Raw genomic sequence first — 16,936 nt, forward strand, 5'->3', positions numbered from 1 at the left:
CCAATTATCTGTAAAACTCATAAATGCTGAATTAACAAATTATTGGTCAGTTTTGTAAGAATGGATTCGTTTTCCGTTCATACCCCAACGTTGACATTGGGCCATGGCCCGGAATAAATTGATAGTCATCCCCCAAAGCCAGAACTTTTTCTTTGATGGATTGGATCAATTCATCATGATTCCCACCCGGAAAATCCGTTCGGCCAATACTGCCTTTGAACAGCACATCTCCCATCGAAATTAATTTATCAGCATGATTGGTAAAAATAATATGCCCCGGAGTATGTCCCGGACAATGCAAGACAGAAAGCTGAATATTACCGACTTTTACTGTATCCCCATCATCCAGCCAACGTTCAGGGGTAAAAGATGGGCACTCTTCAACGCCAAACATCTGGCATTGAACCTCTAACGCTTCTATCCAGAAAGCGTCACCTTTATGCGGCCCATGCACCGGTACATTAAAATGTTTCGCGATATCAACTGTTGCACCAACATGATCAAAATGACCATGTGTCAGCAAAACCTGGGTTAATTTTACTCCCCGCCTCTTGATCTCAGCGATCAGTTTTTCAGCCTCACCTCCCGGATCAACAATTGCAGCTTCCAGAGTTTCATCGCACCAGATCAACGTACAATTCTGCATCGCAACGGTGACAGGCATTATGTGGTATTTCATTGTATTGTTTACACTCCACAATCAGGACAAATTCTTAATATATTCGTCATCTTTCAAGCCCTTTTACGGTCCACTTGAAATATGAAAGATATAATAAGATTACCACGTCCTGACCGGGCCTGTATCAATATGAATAAAATTACTTTTTGGGTAAAACCCTACTCCACCAGCTTTCATTTTCAATGCTGCTTTACGGATATGTGATAACTCCATGCCATCAATATGGAAATCCATTGCCTGACCGCGGGTATGGTAACTGTGTTTTGCCACACCCGAACTTGCATGACGCAACATATTATTCGTCTTTAATGAACGATATCCTGAAACTAACTGAACTGGTTTATTTATTCCCATCATCATTTGTAACAGGTAAATTTGATCAAATAATTTTGGATCAATTTTCTTTGTTTCATTTTGGCGATAATCACGGAATAAATAATTCAGTCTAATAAGTTCAGATTTATTATAATGACGCCCGTCAAAAAACTCGGCTTTAATTGTTTCTCCGGTATGGAGATTATCTACCCGTAGGATCCTGGGGCGAGGTGTTGTTAATGTGGCTAGTGCATGTTGGGGCAATAAACCTAACCCTAATGCAACCATACTTACGCCGAGCCACTTACGGCGGTTATGATCAATATTATTCATATATTGTGCTCTACTGCTTTCTCTGATTCTTAGATAGTTTCAAAAATATATTAACATTTAACACCAATCAATTAACAAAACCGCAACGAACAAAAAAGTAGCTTTTACTATTTTTGTACATTAATGTAAATTTTTTAGTTGATGTTTTTATTCTGATTTACAGAATACAGTTTTTATTAAACTGAATTTAAATATTTATATTTGGTTAATGCAAGCTATTAATTTAGTAAATGTGCAATAACTAAAAGAAAAAATCAAAGTGTGGGAGAGATGGCAGGTAAAAAAATAGCAGTGAGAATATTCCTCACTGCTAAAATATATTATTAATTTTTTCCATTTATAATTTAACAAAAATAAGGGTATTATCTGGCTACTAAAATCTGAGATATAAGTTCAGATTTTTGTCTGGCATAGTTATCATATTCATAAATATCAGCACGATATTGTGGTTTTCCTTTTTCATCAACCCAGGCTGTTTGGTAATAAAGGAATACCGGGATTCTTTTCGGTATATTCACATATTTTGTTGCCCACGTTTTCAAAGAATTATTGACTTTTCCTTTATTCCAGCCAGCATCACCTAATAACATATTAGCTAATTCAGGTGCTTTATTAACACGGACACAACCTGAACTGACAGCTCTCATTTCACGCTTAAATGAAGCCTGATTTGGTGTATCATGCAAATATATTGCTTCCGAATTAGGCATATTAAACTTGAATCTACCTAATGAGTTTGTTGGGCCAGGTGCCTGCCGTATCCGGTAAGGAAAATTGCCGGGTGTTATGACTCCCCAGTTAATTGAAGAAGGATCGACAACGGCTGCATCACTGCTCCAACTGGAAAATACTGTATAACCACGGCTGCGAAAATAACTGGGATCACGCATGGCTCTCGGTGCTATATCTTTGCGGGTCATGCTGACAGGAACTGTCCAGGGGGGATTAATCACTACATTATTCAGTTCACTACTCATAATTGGTGTTTTTCGGCTTGGACGCCCAACAACAACTTTAGAACTTAATGCCTCTTCGCCATTCAAATAATAAAATAGTGAATAATCAGGTATATTTACTAAAATTGCGGTAGGAAGATTATCAGGAATGATACGCAACCGTTGCATATTCAATGCCATGATCCTTGCGCGGGTTTTCGGGGTGGTATTTAACCATATTCTTGTTGATTGCCCGATGACTCCATCAGCAGCTAAGCCGTGTAAAGACTGAAAACGCTTTACTGCTGCAACTAACTCTTTGTTATAAAATTTATTCTCAGGGCTAACTACTGAAGATTCTAAAGTACCTGAACGGACCAATATATTTCTCAGCGCAATAACACTCTGGCTACTTTGTCCGGGCCTTAATGTTTCTTTCATTGAAAATTCAGACCACGGTTGTTTGTCCTTCAGTTGTTTTAGCATCTCATTACGCATTTGTTCGTACATAGAATGGTTAGGTGATAATGACGAAATGTAATTGCTGAGATTATTATTCTTAACGTGCTGTTGCCACTTTTCAATTAAACTATTCGGAGGTAAATCGATTTTATATGGAGTTTTACCATATAACCATGAATCCCCTTTATTATGAATGTTATTAATGAATTGAAGATAACCTAACATAGCATCAGATAGAATAATATCCCGTCCCATGTCACTTAATTCAGGTGAATTAAGTTGTATCATCCATTTTCCGAATTGAGGCTGAAACCCGGCTAACGATAAATCAAACAACTGATCTTTAAAATTGTGTATGGCAGTTTCATCACGCCATAATGGTTTCATATTATTTACTGAATATAATCGTGATAATTGTTGATAATATATCGGTTTTACTTGTTTAGGTAATAATTCTTGTAACTGAACTTTATTTTCTTCCGGAGAAGTTGATAAAGATACAGGAGCCATTTGAGTAGAGTTGATATCAGTATCTACATCTACTTTTTTTTCCCCCCATGATAATGGCTGGGCATCATTTGCTATCAATACGTTTTGTTGACTTGCAAAGGCTCCCTCTGATACTACTAAAATGCTACAGATAAAAGAAACTTTTAGTAACCTTACCGTATTCTTTGCCATAAGAGTTCACCTCGCTTTTATGTATACCCCTTTTTCATAGTGACAAGTTTACCGACTGTATTTATCAGCCATGAAACCGTACATGAAATTTACTGGGTATATTTGGCTATCCAATGACTTATTCTAATTATCGGCAGACCAATGTTATCAGAAGAGAATAGTAGTAATTATATACATAATTACTTATTAAGACAGAAAGCCTATCAATTATATCCAATTACATGAACTAAAAGAAAATTATTGCTATAATAAATTAACTTATATTAGTTATAAAAAAGAAAAGGCACTTAAAGTGCCTTTAATAATAAATAAACATGATAAATGTTTAAATTAATATTCTGAGTTAATAACGACTTCTTCTCCAAATTTTCCTGCTTTAGGCAAAGGCTGATAGGAGGAATTTGATGCTCTCAATATACGAATACCACGAATATTTAATTCACGGGCTGCGGCAATATCAGTATCAGCATCGCCATAATAAATTTTCAGGTTATGATCTCTCATCCAACTGATTTTATTATTTTTGTCGGGATCATCTCCTGCAAAAATAACAGCATTCATTTTATCGGCAGGGATATGAAGGTCTTCCTGTAAATATTTAGTGACTGTTTCTGTTTTAGTTCTGGTACGGCCAGTAATAAAATAAATATCATCACCGCGTTTCAGGTGCATATGAACCAAATCGATGCCAACCTGTTTCGGCATACTGAATTTATCCCATTCGTTGTTCATTTTCTCCCAGAATTCCGGGTTTTTCAGGTAGCTATTGTCATTCGGCGAATATTCCAGTTGACCTCGATAAAAGCCGGGGCTGGAAAACAGTACGGTATCATCTATATCGAATCCCACAGACATAGGGGGTTTACTTTGCAAACTTTTTTCAATCTGCTCCACTGAAACCCAGTGTACCGCCTGACGCTGGGAAAGCTCTACTGTAGTGACCCCTGAGCTGACTTGTTCCGGCACTTGTACTTTTGCCTGAGCAGTACCGCTTAGGCCAACAGCAAGGGCAATTGCACTCAATGCTAACACTACTTTACGCATAGTTTTTCCTTCTTCTCATCCTGATCACAATGGGAGGGAATGATAAGCACTCTTATTTCAAGAAAATGAGATTTAATGCACATATTTCAAAACGTGATTATTATCTTCGTAAATTAAAAAGCCGTCATATAATCAATGACGGCTTTAACTTACTCACTCAGAAAGAAATTATTTTCAGAATATCGCCTGAGCCTGTTCCTTCCGCTGTTCAATAGCCGGCGTTTCCTGCCCAAAGCCACGTAAACCAACAACATGCACATGTTCCTGATTATTAAAAATCTTACGTACTAATTTATACGTAGTTCCTTTTTCCGGACTGATATTTTCCGGTGCGGCAATAATCAGCTGCATCTGTAAGCGTTCACATAATTCAAACAGTGTGGCGATGGATTTTGCATCCAGACGTGCAGCTTCATCAAGGAATAGCAAACGACATGGGGAAATATCTTTGCCACGCAGACGACGGGATTCCTCTTCCCAGCTCTGCACAACCATAACCAGAATCGACATCCCTGTACCAATGGCCTCACCGGTAGAAAGCGCTCCACTTTCCGCTTTTAGCCAGCCATCTGAGCCACGATTCACCTCAACGTCTAATTCAAGGTAATTACGATAATCCAGTAATTCTTCACCAATTGTCTGAGGTAAACGCTGCCCCATATCAATTTGTGGATTTAAGCGCTGATAAAGTTTGGCCATTGCTTCTGAGAAGGTCAGGCGCTGGCTATTAAACAGATCCTGATGTTGTTCCTGTTGTTCAGACAGCACATCCAGTAAAACAGCATGGCTTTCACGTATATTCACATTCAGGCGCACACCACCGACCTGACCGAAGGAGACCATTTGTAATCCCTGATTCAGCATTCTGATACGGTTCTGCTCACGCTGAATAGTCTTACGGATGATATTAGCCACACTCTTAGAACTGATCGCCAGTTTTTGCTCACGTGCCGTTAACTCTTCAGTCAAACGTGCCAGCTCGATTTCCATCTGCTCAATCGCATCAACCGGATCATCAGTACGGATAATATCCTGCCGGATCCGCTCACGCAGATGCTGATAAACAGCCACAAAGAACTGAATCTTACGCTCAGGACGTTTTGGATCTTCAGACAGACGCAACGCATCACGTAAATGTTCATTATCTGCTACGGCAAGACGCAGAGCACCCAGCGCCTTATCCGACATTGAACGTAGTGCATCAGCATCCATGTAAGCCAGTTCACGGCGATGAAGACGGCGTTCAACGCCATTATCTTTCACCATCCGCATCACAGCACACCAACCTGCTTTAGAGGATACGACCTGCTCACGTTTCTGATAATAATCACGTTCTGATTTGCGCAGTTTCTTCTGGAGATTTTCCATTTCCGCCTCGCAGAATGCGATCTGCTTCTCAAGCTGATTGACTCGGGAACGGTTGGCCTGTACTGCGGCATGAAGCTGATCACGGCGTTCACGGGCACGATTTTCCGCATTAGCGTCAGCCTGTACACCGATATCTTTCATCTCCTGTTCAAGTTCTTTCAACATATCCTGCTTGGTGTCATAAGAACTCTTCAGGGAAGCCAGTACCTGACTAAACTGAGCACTTTGTGATTGCTGCTGGCGAAGTTGTTCACGGGCGCGACTGCGGTCAGATTCCGCGTGTTCAAGGCGCTGACGCAATTTATCGTTCAGGTCACTATTTTCACTGAGCATTCCGGCTGAATCGCTGTAACTGAAATGCACGCGGCGCTGTACAACTTCAGTCAGGGCAAACGCCTGTTGTTTGGCTTTGATTTGACTGTGTTTCGCCATTTCATAATCCCGCTGCAATTGCTCATGCTGGCGAGGATCACTTTGTAAAACTGATACCATCGGTTCAAGTTTATGCAGGGTATTACCGTGTTGTTGCAGGAAACGAGCCGCATCCTGTGCTTCACTCATTTCTTCACGTACAGCTTCCACCCGATCAATCAGAGTTTCATCCAGCAAAATCGTAATTTGTGGGATCAACCGATTGAGTACAGATAGGCTCTCTTTTACCTGAGCCAGTTTTTGTTGATTCTGTTGTGTGTGGGATTCAAATTGTGACAGTTCTCGCTCCAGTTCTGTTCTCCGATGATTCAGAGTACGGATTTCCAGTTCCGGATCGCTATCAAATGCCACCGACAAGTGTTTACCGACAAAACGGCTGAAGGCCTGATGTGCACGCTGGATTTTCTGCACATCAAATGAGAGTGTTGCATAGCGCTCTGCCAGTGTATCACGCTCCAGACTGAGCGCTTCCAGACGATTTTCCCTTGCCGCCCGTCCGAATAAAGGGACTTCAGGATAGCGAGAATAACGCCACTGACGATCAGAGGATTTAACCAGAACAGCATTTTCCTGCTCTTCAAAATCAAACACACTGTCATCAAACGATTGTGGATCTCCTTCAATCAGGTAGAGATCTTCCGGGCAATCCTCCAATGCTTCCAGATGTGGGCGTACCAATGAAAGATCCGGGACAACAATCGCATGACGTGCTGAGCCATAGAGCGCAGAGAAATAAGGTGCATCATCAATGGTGATGTCGTCATAAATTTCTGACAACAAAACACCACCGAAACGCTCCGCCAGAGCCAGCAAGCGGCTGTCTTCCGCTCCACTGGGTTGGCTCAGCTGTTCAATCTGTTTTTCCAGTTCACGTTTCTGTGTCGAGACATTATCACGTTCAACAGTGATTTCACGTTCCTGCTCCAGCAATTGCTGCATATATTCCGTAACATCATTGCTGTTTTCGAAATTTTCACCGCTCTGCTCGCAAAGCTGGTCCAGTGTTTCCTGTGCTGCCAGCCAGACTGGCGCACGGCTAGTCAGCGCCTGTATTTTCTGTTTGAGCTGTTCGAGTTCCTGACGCACCTGCATGCGAGATTCACCGCTTTCATTAGCAGTCAGGCTTAATTCTTCCAGCTGAGCTTCTAACTCACCCTGCAACATTTCCAGATCTTCTGGCTGATATTGCTGCTGATGGCGCTTACAGAATTCTTCCAGCATGCGTTCTGCATTTTGCTGACTGTTAAGACGCTGTTCCAGCTCAGCCAACTGAATACGTAGCGGTTGAACACGGTCTGACAGATGGCGTTGAGATGACCATTCACGCAATACTTCACGGGCACTGTGCCATGCTTCACTACGGCTGACTTCACCAACAATATTTTTCACCAGTTGATAAGCCTGCTCAAACTGACTATGAGCAGCATCAGCCACACTGAGTTTTTGTTCCAGTGCTAACAGGATTTCGGTTGCCTGTTGTTCTTTGGCCTGATAAGTCTCCTGCCATTCATCAGCATTCTCTGCCGATAATTCAGGAAGCTGGCAAAGCTCACGAGCTCGCTCCAGCGCTTGCAGTGCCTGTTGATACTGAATAGCACGGGTCTGCTGAACATCCAGTGCCTGCTGATAATCAGCAAGCTGACTTTTTAATTCATCAACTTCCTGCTCTGCGGCTTCAGACGTAACTTCATATTCCGCCTGCATCTCTTTCGCTTCTTCAACGACTTCAGTCTGTTCTTCCAGTCGATAAGTCAGCTCTTCGATATCAGCCTGATAACGGTCAATTTTTTCCTGCTGACGCATGGCTGTCTGAACCAGATTCAAATGATCGCTGGCTGCCTGATAATCCATTTCCAAATCAGAGGATGCGCCACTTTGTTCTGTCAGTTCCCGCGCCATTTCTACATGGCGGTATTGTTCCGTCACCAATTGCCGCCGACTGCCAAACAATTCACTGCGTAAAGCCAGCGCCTCATCCAGATGAAGGCGACGTTCATTGGCATGGCGCATATAATCAGCAGAAACATAAGCTGTCGCTTCGGTAATGAGATGCTTAAACAGGTCACGGTCAGATTGAGTAACGCGGATAGCTTCCAGTGTGATGCGGTTTTCACGCAGAGCGGCTTCCATATCCTGGAATGCTTTTCTGACGCCGCTATTTTCTGGTAATAGGTAGTCACGCAATGAACGTGTAATCGCGCTGGAAATACCGCCATATAACGATGCTTCTATCAGGCGATAAAACTTGCTGCGATCACTGGCAGAACGTAAGCGTTTCGGGATCACCCCCAAATCAAACATCAGAGCATGGTAATCAGTGATGGAATTAAATTGTTTGAACTGAACACCATCCATTTCTTCGGCGCGCTCTTTCAGTTCATTCAGTGGCAGAACCCGCGCCTGACGCTCGTTGATATTTTCAGTCAATAGTTGTGTTGGCTGTATTGAAGCAGGGACACCCTGAATCATGAAGGGCTTGATATCAACTTTTCGGTCTCGCCCTGCGATTTGTTGTAAGCGTACACCAGCAATAATTCTCTGGTGGCGGGAATTGACCACGTCCAGCGTAGAATAGCAGACACCAGCCCGCAGTTTACCGTGCAGGCCTTTATCACGGGAGCCACTGGTTGCACCTGCTTCCGTCGTATTACGGAAATGCAGTAGTGTTAAATCCGGAATTAATGCGGTGACAAATGCCGCCATCGTGGTGGATTTACCCGCGCCATTACCCCCGGATAAAGTCGTTACCAGTTCATCAAGATCAAATGTTCTGGCAAAAAAACCGTTCCAGTTAACGAGTGTCAGTGAGCGAAATTTACCGCGTTCAATCATGACTGTTCATCCTCCGCACCTGCTGCTGAATCTGTTGGTGCTTCTTCGTGTTCATTACCTTCCTGCGATAAACTGCTCTCCACTGGCAATGCTTCTCCATCACGGATCATCCGTAACTGAGCTTCACGTGGATCATCACCGCTACGTACATCTGCACCGAAACGAAATACTGCTTCGGTAATCATAAATTTATTACTGTCATTTTGTAGGAAATAGGCCATCCCCAAACGACGCAGGCGGTTCAGGGAAGTGCGTACTTTTTCCTGTAGTTTTTGTTTATCCAAATCTGAACCGGTTGAACGCTGATTCACCAATTTCATCAGCCTGTTTTCATCAGCCAGTGACAACAGCTCTTCATGCAGTTCCTGAAAAGTGAATATCCCCTGATTAGATAAGCGCTCCGGGCTGAGATAGAGGTAACACAGAATTTTACCCACCATCATGTCCAGCTCAGATAAAACAGAGCGGGAAATCAGCGTATTTGAACGCGGCCGTAGGTAGAAAAAACCTTCTGGTGCACGGATCAGTTCGACGTTATAACGTGAGTAAAATGTTTCCAGTTCTTCCTGAAAATCCATCAGAAAAGCATGATTATCAAGATCATCCATTCCAATATGACGCCCTGAGCGAAGCTGGCTGTCTAATTCTGGAAAAAGTGTGTTGGATAATGCCTGAGCCAGTTTAACTGGCATAAATTGTTCAATATGTGTCGATGACATGTGCCTGCACCTTGGCTCCGTAATCATTAATCGCTAACCATTCCGCTGGCAACCCAGAGAAATCTGCTTCTGCAACGCCCAGTCGTACTGCCTGATCCACCAGAATACGTGCAACATCAAAATGACGTTTGTGTGGATATTTGGCAAGGTAATCACGCAATACAGCGCCCAAATCCAGAGGGAGTTTGGCCTGTTGGTAAATCGCCAGTGCCTGTTCTACCATTTCCGCCAGTTGCTCGTGAATTTCATTAAATTCTTCGTATTCCATCTCTGGTGGTAATTCACCCATGACTTCTTCATTGCGTAATGTCAGTTCTTCATCACGCATATCCAGCAGACGCTCTGCACTGGCAACATTCAGCACCCACGGGTTATCGAAGTAATTCTGGATAGACTGGCGGAGACGCTGAGCAAAAATGCGGTTCTTATCCATATCAATCGCTGTTCGGATGAACTTGTGAACATGTCGGTCGTAACCGATCCAGAGATCGATGGATTGCTGTCCCCAGCTAATAATACGGTCGAGTTTATTTTGTAAATCAAAAACCAGCTTATCCACTAGCTCAGAACCGCCACTCATCATGTTGGCATCCTGGATCCGCAGCAGATTGGCCTGTAATTTGTCGCCCGCTGCCTCCAGAGTATCCTGGAGCTCCCGCAGAGTTCCGGAGGTTTCGGACAATAATTGCTCACAATTCGCTATAGCAGCCTGCCAGTCCTGATTGAGCAAGGCTGCAATATCTGCTTTTACACTGTTTTGCTGCTCATCCATGATGCGCTGTGACAGATCAATACTGTCAAAAATTTCAGCCACCGAATATTTAAGAGGAGCAAATACATTGCGATGCCAGTGAAATTCATCACCACCTTCTTCAGCCGCTTCGGCCGCACGGTGTAGTTCATTGGCAACAATAGAAAGCTGCATAGAAAGACGCAACGTGGAAAATTCACGCTGACGAATATAGTAGTCGCTAATGCCAATACCTAATGGGGTTAAACGATAGATAGCGCTACCATCCGCCAGTTCACTGGTAAAACGGTTAAGTAGCTTTTGCCTTACCATATCGTTAATTGCATTATTTGCCCTGACCGCTACGGCTTCTGAAGTCTGCTCAAAACCTTTACAGACCTCCCGGAAAGCATCAATCAACTCTCCTTCACTCATTTCACCATCAAGACGTTCATTGTTCAGTACGGCAATTGCCATTAAAAAAGCCAACCGCTCCGGTGGCAACGAAATGGAAAAATCATTCTTTCTGGCCCAGGACACAAGTTCAGGAACAGTCTGGGAATATTCACTCATAATTCGCTCTTTAAGGTAGGCTTACGTGCCGTCACATGAATATAGCGCCCAAGGCTAATATAAGGCTCTTGTCTACAATAACGCTGTTCAAGCTCAAGCAGCGCCGGAAAATCTGTATTTTGCAATTGGCGGCTTTGCAGGTAGTCGTGAAAGACCCTGACTCCAGTTTTACCCACTATTTCCATATTAAGTTCAGTGAGCCATTGATATACCTGTTCAGGTATTAATGGATTCTGTGGCGATAGGGAACGTTTCCGGCGACGCTGAATATTTGGCGTTGCTAAATGAAAATTACCCAGAATGGCATTACGCATAACCAGCCCATTAGCATTATAAAACATTAATGAGAGTGCACCACCGGGCGTAATAATATCACCCAATATTTCTATCACATCTTTTTGATCGGTGATCCATTCCAATACCGCATGGAACAGGATTAGATCAACAGGCTGAGTAATATGTTGGTGAATATCCTGTACCGGGCTCTGAATAAACTGCATCTGCTGAAGAACTCCCCGCTCTTCAGCGTTGCTTTTTGCCCGTTGGATCATTTCTTCGGAAAGGTCACATAATATAACCTGATGACCTAATTCAGCGAGCTGACAGGCCATATTCCCTTCACCGCCCCCTGCATCCAAAATACGCAAAGATCGTTGAGGCAAATGATTCAGCAATTCTTCGATATCCTGCCAGACAACGGCCTGTCTGATTTTACCTTTGGTGGTGCCGTAAATATTACGCGAAAATTTGTCTGCAATATCATCGAAATTGCGATCCCGCATGAAAAAACGCCTCATTAATAAACTAAGCTTTATGTATCTATTGAGTATTTATAGAGTCTATCGAGTAGAGATAGTGTCTAGTGCTATTTTTACTACCGTTATTCTGGCACAGTAATCGGTAAATTCACTACTTTTACCCTTGAATTTACCCCTGTGCGGTGATAATTCAATCAGATTAAGGCCAGTTGATGCTATTTCTGCTAAAAAAATACGTTGGTGCGCTATTAATGCCGCTCCCTTTAATCATTTTAATCGCTTTCGTCGCTTTATTCCTGCTATGGTTTACCCGATGGCAAAAAACAGGGAAAATAATTCTTTCACTAAGCTGGCTTACCCTGCTTTTATTGAGTTTACAGCCTGTTGCAGATAACTTACTACTCCCTGTCGAAGGAAAATATACTCAACGTTACGAGCCAGATGCGATACACGCGCCTGCGGTAAAATACATTGTTGTTCTTGGCGGCGGCTTCACTTATAACCCGGAATGGGCACCCAGTGCCAACCTTATCAGCAATAGCCTGCCCAGAGTAACCGAAGGTATCCGCTTATATCGCCTTAACCCCGGCGCTAAAATGATTTTTACTGGTGGTAAGGGGGTTAATTCAATCAGCAGTGCTGAAATCGCGGCTATGGTAGCACAATCACTGGGGGTTCCTGTAGCTGACACGATAGCATTAAAAAATCCGCTGGATACAGAGGAAGAAGCAGCCGAAGTCGAAAAGGTTATTGGTCAGCAACCTTTTATTCTGGTTACATCCGCAAACCATATGGCCCGTTCACTGAAATTCTTTGAACAACGTGGTATGCACCCTATTCCCGGCCCGGCAAATCAGCTGGCAGTAACAACGCCACTGTATAACTGGGAAAAATATATTCCGTCACCCCATTATTTTTCTCACACGGAGCGGGCATGGTATGAAACTCTGGGTAGTATCTGGCAGGCAATTAAACCTTCCGGTACAGATAAAGGTGAAAAGAGTGAAAGTGGGAATTAATGATACGGGTTGTTACTGAGTAGCCGGAAAAAATTAGGTGAACTTAATCGCCTAATTGCTATGAATCTGTTTTGTTATTGTTTATACCAATCAAACTTCAAGATGCGTGTTATATCTCCCCGCGAAGCGGGGGAGATATAAGGCTTTTCATAGTATTGCTGATTGCAACTTGAAGTTAAAAAAGTATATATCAGGCTGCAAAAGTTTTTCTGACTGCTTCCAGATCTTCCGGGGTGTCGACTCCAGCGCCCGGAGCCTGTAATGCCTTCGCTACATGAATTTTTTCCCCATACCAAAGTACTCGTAGTTGTTCGAGCATTTCGATATTTTCCAGTGGGCTGGGTTCCCACTGCACATAGCGGCGTATAAACCCGGCTCTGTATGCATAAATCCCAATATGGCGCAGGAAATTATCTCCGATAGTCTCTTTAGACTGCATAAAACGATCCCGCTCCCACGGAATAGTTGCACGAGAAAAATAGAGAGCATAACCCTGTGCATCCATGACCACTTTTACGGCATTCGGATTAAATGCTTCTTCAGCATTCTGGATCTGAACGGCGAGTGTTGCCATACCTGCATCACTCCCAGCCAGATTATCAGCAACCTGCTTGATGATTTGCTCAGGAATAAGTGGCTCATCACCCTGAACATTGACAATAATTTCATCATCAGAGAATTGGTATTTATCAATAACCTCTGCCAGACGCTCTGTGCCTGAATGATGATTTTCACTGGTCATACAGGCTTCACCACCCGCAGCAGTGACTGCATCAAAAACAGCCTGATTATCTGTGGCTACAATCACGCGACCGGCACCGGAACGGATAGCACGCTCCATAACCCGCACAATCATCGGCTTACCATGAATATCAGCTAACGGCTTTCCGGGCAGGCGGGATGAAGCAAAACGTGCGGGGATAATGACTGTAAACATAAATTATTTCTTTTCCTCTGTTGGTAAAGCACGTGCTTCATGCTCCAGCAGTACAGGAATGCCATCACGGAAAGGAAAAGCGAGACGGTCAATTTTGCAAATCAGCTCAAAGTTTTCTTTATCGTAACTGAGTTTGCCATGACATACCGGACAAGCGATGATTTCGAGTAAACGGTGATCCATACATCCCCCAAATGACGGGTTTTTGAAGTTTAATGTGGCTCAGAATACCACAAGCGATGTATCACCGTTAACTCTGTTGTTTTATTTAATATTTGCCTGACGTTACGGCGTTACCGGCAATATTCTGAGCTTCATGGAATAATAGGCTCAAATCCGAGAATAACTGCCGTTATGTTTTGCCCTTGATCGGCTGAGGCATTAAGGCACAAATTTCATCCAGCAATTTTTCCCCCTGTACTTCAGGCAAGTGAGCTGATACAGGTAAATACCACCAATTATCCTGCGCAAACCGGGCACATTTGACAGCATCTTTTTCTGTCATCAGTAAATTCTGCCCAGTATTGGTTAAAGCTAATAGCTGTACCTTTTCATAAGCCTGATGATCAGCAAACGCATGTGTCGCCTGTAAATCCACACCTAATTGCTGCAATGCAGCAAAAAAACGAGGTGGATGACCAATCCCCGCCATTGCCATTACATCCGGAATACCGCTGACTTTTCGCTTTTCTCCGGTCAGGAGATTAACAGCAATTTCGCCTTTTAACGTCATCGGTAATTCACCAGTTTCTGCTGTTCCACCGTTAACGATAATGGTATTTACGGTATTTAATCGCCCTGAAAGCTCCCGCATCGGCCCTGCCGGTAACCAATAACCATTACCGAAACGGCGAGCACCATCAATCACAACGATTTCATAATCACGCTGTAAAGCATAATGCTGGAGACCATCATCTGTGATAACAATATCAAGGGAAGAATGCTTCAATAGTTTTTTGACTGCATCAATGCGTTTTGGCGCAACTGCAACTGGGGCACCTGTGCGGCGATGAATTAAAACCGGCTCATCACCTGCCTGGCCAGTAGTCACCTCATCAGTTACCAACAAAGGGTAATGTTCAGACTTCCCGCCATAACCACGAGAAACGACGCCTACCCGATAACCTTTCTGCTGTAAATGTTCGACCAACCAGATAACTACCGGTGTTTTTCCATTGCCTCCGGCAGTTAAATTACCGACGACGACAACAGGAACGGAGGCTTTCCACGAACGGAATAATCCTGACTTATAGCCCAGCTTACGCAAGCCACTTACCAGCCCATAAAGGGCTGATAGTGGTAATAACAGGATATAGAGCCATGAACGGCCCGACCAAATGCGCTCAATCATAGGCCAAACTGCATTCGATGAAGCTGAGCATATGCGCCATTTTTCTCTAACAGAGCGGCATGGTTGCCTCTCTCAATAATATTGCCATCTTCAATAACAATAATTTCATCAGCACTTTCAATAGTAGAAAGACGGTGTGCAATTACCAGAGAAGTTCTGTTTTTCTGCAATTCATCCAGTGCAGCCTGAATCGCGCGTTCAGATTCAGTATCCAGAGCCGAAGTAGCCTCATCCAGAATCAAGATAGGAGAGTCACGCAGTAAAGCACGGGCAATGGCAATACGCTGACGTTGCCCACCAGAAAGCAGGACGCCATTCTCACCAATCATAGTATCAAGGCCGTTATCCAGTTTCTTGATAAAGTCCATTGCGTAAGCCATTTCTGCCGCACGTTCAATTTCTTCACGACTGAACTGACCTTCGCTGGCATAAGCAATATTGTTAGCCACGGTATCATTAAACAAATGTACGTTTTGCGATACCAGCGCTATCTGATTACGTAAAGAAGACAATGTATACTCACGTAGATCATGACCATCCAGCGAAATACCCCCTTCACTGACGTCATAAAAACGTGTCAGAAGATTGGCAATCGTTGATTTACCTGAACCAGAACGCCCGACCAGAGCAATAGTTTTACCTGCCGGGACTGTCATGGAGATATTTTTCAGCGCAGGGCTCTCTTTGGTTGGATAACAGAAAGTTACATCACGGAATTCAAGATCACCTTTCGCTTTTTTAATTTCCCGTTTTCCGTCATCTTTTTCCTGCTCCATATCCAGAATGGTAAATAAAGTCTGGCAGGCAGCCATACCACGCTGGAATTGTGCATTGACATTAGTCAGTGATTTCAGCGGACGCATTAACGCAATCATGGAAGAGAATACAACTGTAATTTTACCCGCAGTCAGTGCACCCATAATTTCAGGAAAACTGGCAGCATACAGGATAAATGCCAGAGCAAATGACGCAATAATCTGGATAATAGGATCCGAAATAGAATCAGCGGAAACCATTTTCATCCCCTGCTGACGCATATGATTACTGACTTTATTAAAGCGTTTTGTTTCAACTTTCTGACCACCAAAGATTAAAACCTCTTTGTGGCCTTTCAGCATTTGTTCTGCGCTGGTTGTCACCATTCCCATACTGTTTTGCATATTTTTACTGATACGACGGAAACGTACAGAAACCAGACGGATAACTCCTGCAACAATCGGAGCAATAACAATCAGGATCAAAGATAATTCCCAACTGTAATAAAACATCAGTGCAAAAAGGCCGATAATTGATGCCCCTTCCCTGACAACTGTCACCAGTGCGCCGGAGGAGGAAGATGCAACCTGCTCTGAATCATAGGTAATACGGGAAAGTAGCGTTCCCGTAGATTGCTGGTCAAAAAAGGCGACTGGCATGCCCATCATATGGTTGAACAAACGACGGCGCATCTGCATCACAACTTTACCGGAAACCCAGGAGATACAATAACTTGATACAAACCCAGATATGCCACGCATAAGCATCAGCCCGATAACCACCAGTGGCATCCATTTCAATACACTCATGTCTGCCTTGCCAAACCCTTCATCAAGTAAAGGCTTTAACAAAGAAAGCATCAATGTATCACCGGCAGCATTTATAACTAGCGCAACCGCCGCAACTAACAACCCGGCCTTAAATGGTGTGATGATCGGCCATAGTCGGCGAAAGGTCTGCCAGGTAGAAAGGTCTTTATCATTCATTATCGAGTTACCAAAACCAAAAGAAA

Annotated in this window: 13 protein-coding genes; 1 reads left to right on the top strand and 12 read right to left on the bottom strand. The window is 43.4% G+C overall.

Annotated features, from left to right (window positions below; genetic code table 11):
• Positions 1-46: 46 nt before the first annotated feature.
• From AACX38_RS07455 to cmoM, 8 genes are all read right to left on the bottom strand, one after another.
• Positions 47-679 carry an MBL fold metallo-hydrolase gene (locus AACX38_RS07455; protein WP_099121288.1) on the bottom strand — a complete coding sequence of 211 codons (633 nt, stop codon included), beginning with the start codon at positions 677-679 and terminating at the stop codon, positions 47-49.
• A gap of 99 nt (positions 680-778) precedes the next feature.
• Complete coding sequence (locus AACX38_RS07460; protein ID WP_099110712.1) at positions 779-1,327, bottom strand: YcbK family protein; 549 nt, start codon at positions 1,325-1,327, stop codon at positions 779-781.
• A 362-nt stretch (positions 1,328-1,689) separates the two neighbouring features.
• A complete protein-coding gene (ldtD, locus tag AACX38_RS07465) occupies positions 1,690-3,405 on the bottom strand; it encodes a L,D-transpeptidase (protein WP_228863866.1) in 1,716 nt (571 codons plus the stop codon).
• A gap of 330 nt (positions 3,406-3,735) precedes the next feature.
• Positions 3,736-4,449: an acid phosphatase AphA gene (aphA, locus tag AACX38_RS07470; RefSeq protein ID WP_228863867.1), complete on the bottom strand. Its 714-nt coding sequence runs from the start codon at positions 4,447-4,449 to the stop codon at positions 3,736-3,738.
• A 174-nt stretch (positions 4,450-4,623) separates the two neighbouring features.
• Positions 4,624-9,081 carry a chromosome partition protein MukB gene (mukB, locus tag AACX38_RS07475; protein WP_228863868.1) on the bottom strand — a complete coding sequence of 1,486 codons (4,458 nt, stop codon included), beginning with the start codon at positions 9,079-9,081 and terminating at the stop codon, positions 4,624-4,626.
• Complete coding sequence (gene mukE / locus AACX38_RS07480; protein ID WP_228863869.1) at positions 9,078-9,800, bottom strand: chromosome partition protein MukE; 723 nt, start codon at positions 9,798-9,800, stop codon at positions 9,078-9,080. Before mukE ends, mukB begins: the two co-directional genes overlap by 4 nt.
• Positions 9,781-11,103: a chromosome partition protein MukF gene (gene mukF, locus AACX38_RS07485; RefSeq protein ID WP_228858718.1), complete on the bottom strand. Its 1,323-nt coding sequence runs from the start codon at positions 11,101-11,103 to the stop codon at positions 9,781-9,783. Before mukF ends, mukE begins: the two co-directional genes overlap by 20 nt.
• On the bottom strand, positions 11,100-11,885 hold the full coding sequence (gene cmoM / locus AACX38_RS07490; RefSeq protein ID WP_228858719.1) for a tRNA uridine 5-oxyacetic acid(34) methyltransferase CmoM: 786 nt from the start codon (positions 11,883-11,885) through the stop codon (positions 11,100-11,102). The genes mukF and cmoM overlap by 4 nt, the downstream gene beginning before the upstream one ends.
• 188 nt (positions 11,886-12,073) lie before the next feature.
• On the opposite strand from cmoM, the gene elyC reads away from it, so the two are divergent.
• On the top strand, positions 12,074-12,880 hold the full coding sequence (gene elyC / locus AACX38_RS07495; protein WP_228863870.1) for an envelope biogenesis factor ElyC: 807 nt from the start codon (positions 12,074-12,076) through the stop codon (positions 12,878-12,880).
• A 190-nt stretch (positions 12,881-13,070) separates the two neighbouring features.
• On the opposite strand, the gene kdsB is transcribed toward elyC, so the two are convergent.
• The 4 genes from kdsB to msbA all read right to left on the bottom strand — a co-directional run bounded on the left by kdsB (position 13,071) and on the right by msbA (position 16,913).
• Positions 13,071-13,817 (bottom strand): 3-deoxy-manno-octulosonate cytidylyltransferase, encoded by a 747-nt coding sequence (gene kdsB, locus AACX38_RS07500; protein ID WP_228863871.1) that lies wholly within the window; start codon positions 13,815-13,817, stop codon positions 13,071-13,073.
• A 3-nt stretch (positions 13,818-13,820) separates the two neighbouring features.
• Complete coding sequence (locus tag AACX38_RS07505; protein WP_099110703.1) at positions 13,821-14,000, bottom strand: Trm112 family protein; 180 nt, start codon at positions 13,998-14,000, stop codon at positions 13,821-13,823.
• A 169-nt stretch (positions 14,001-14,169) separates the two neighbouring features.
• Positions 14,170-15,168: a tetraacyldisaccharide 4'-kinase gene (gene lpxK, locus AACX38_RS07510; RefSeq protein WP_228863872.1), complete on the bottom strand. Its 999-nt coding sequence runs from the start codon at positions 15,166-15,168 to the stop codon at positions 14,170-14,172.
• Positions 15,165-16,913: a lipid A ABC transporter ATP-binding protein/permease MsbA gene (gene msbA / locus AACX38_RS07515; RefSeq protein ID WP_228863881.1), complete on the bottom strand. Its 1,749-nt coding sequence runs from the start codon at positions 16,911-16,913 to the stop codon at positions 15,165-15,167. The genes lpxK and msbA overlap by 4 nt, the downstream gene beginning before the upstream one ends.
• Positions 16,914-16,936 lie beyond the last annotated feature (23 nt).

The sequence above is a fragment of the Xenorhabdus sp. PB30.3 genome, from assembly GCF_963895965.1.
GTDB lineage: Bacteria > Pseudomonadota > Gammaproteobacteria > Enterobacterales > Enterobacteriaceae > Xenorhabdus > Xenorhabdus stockiae.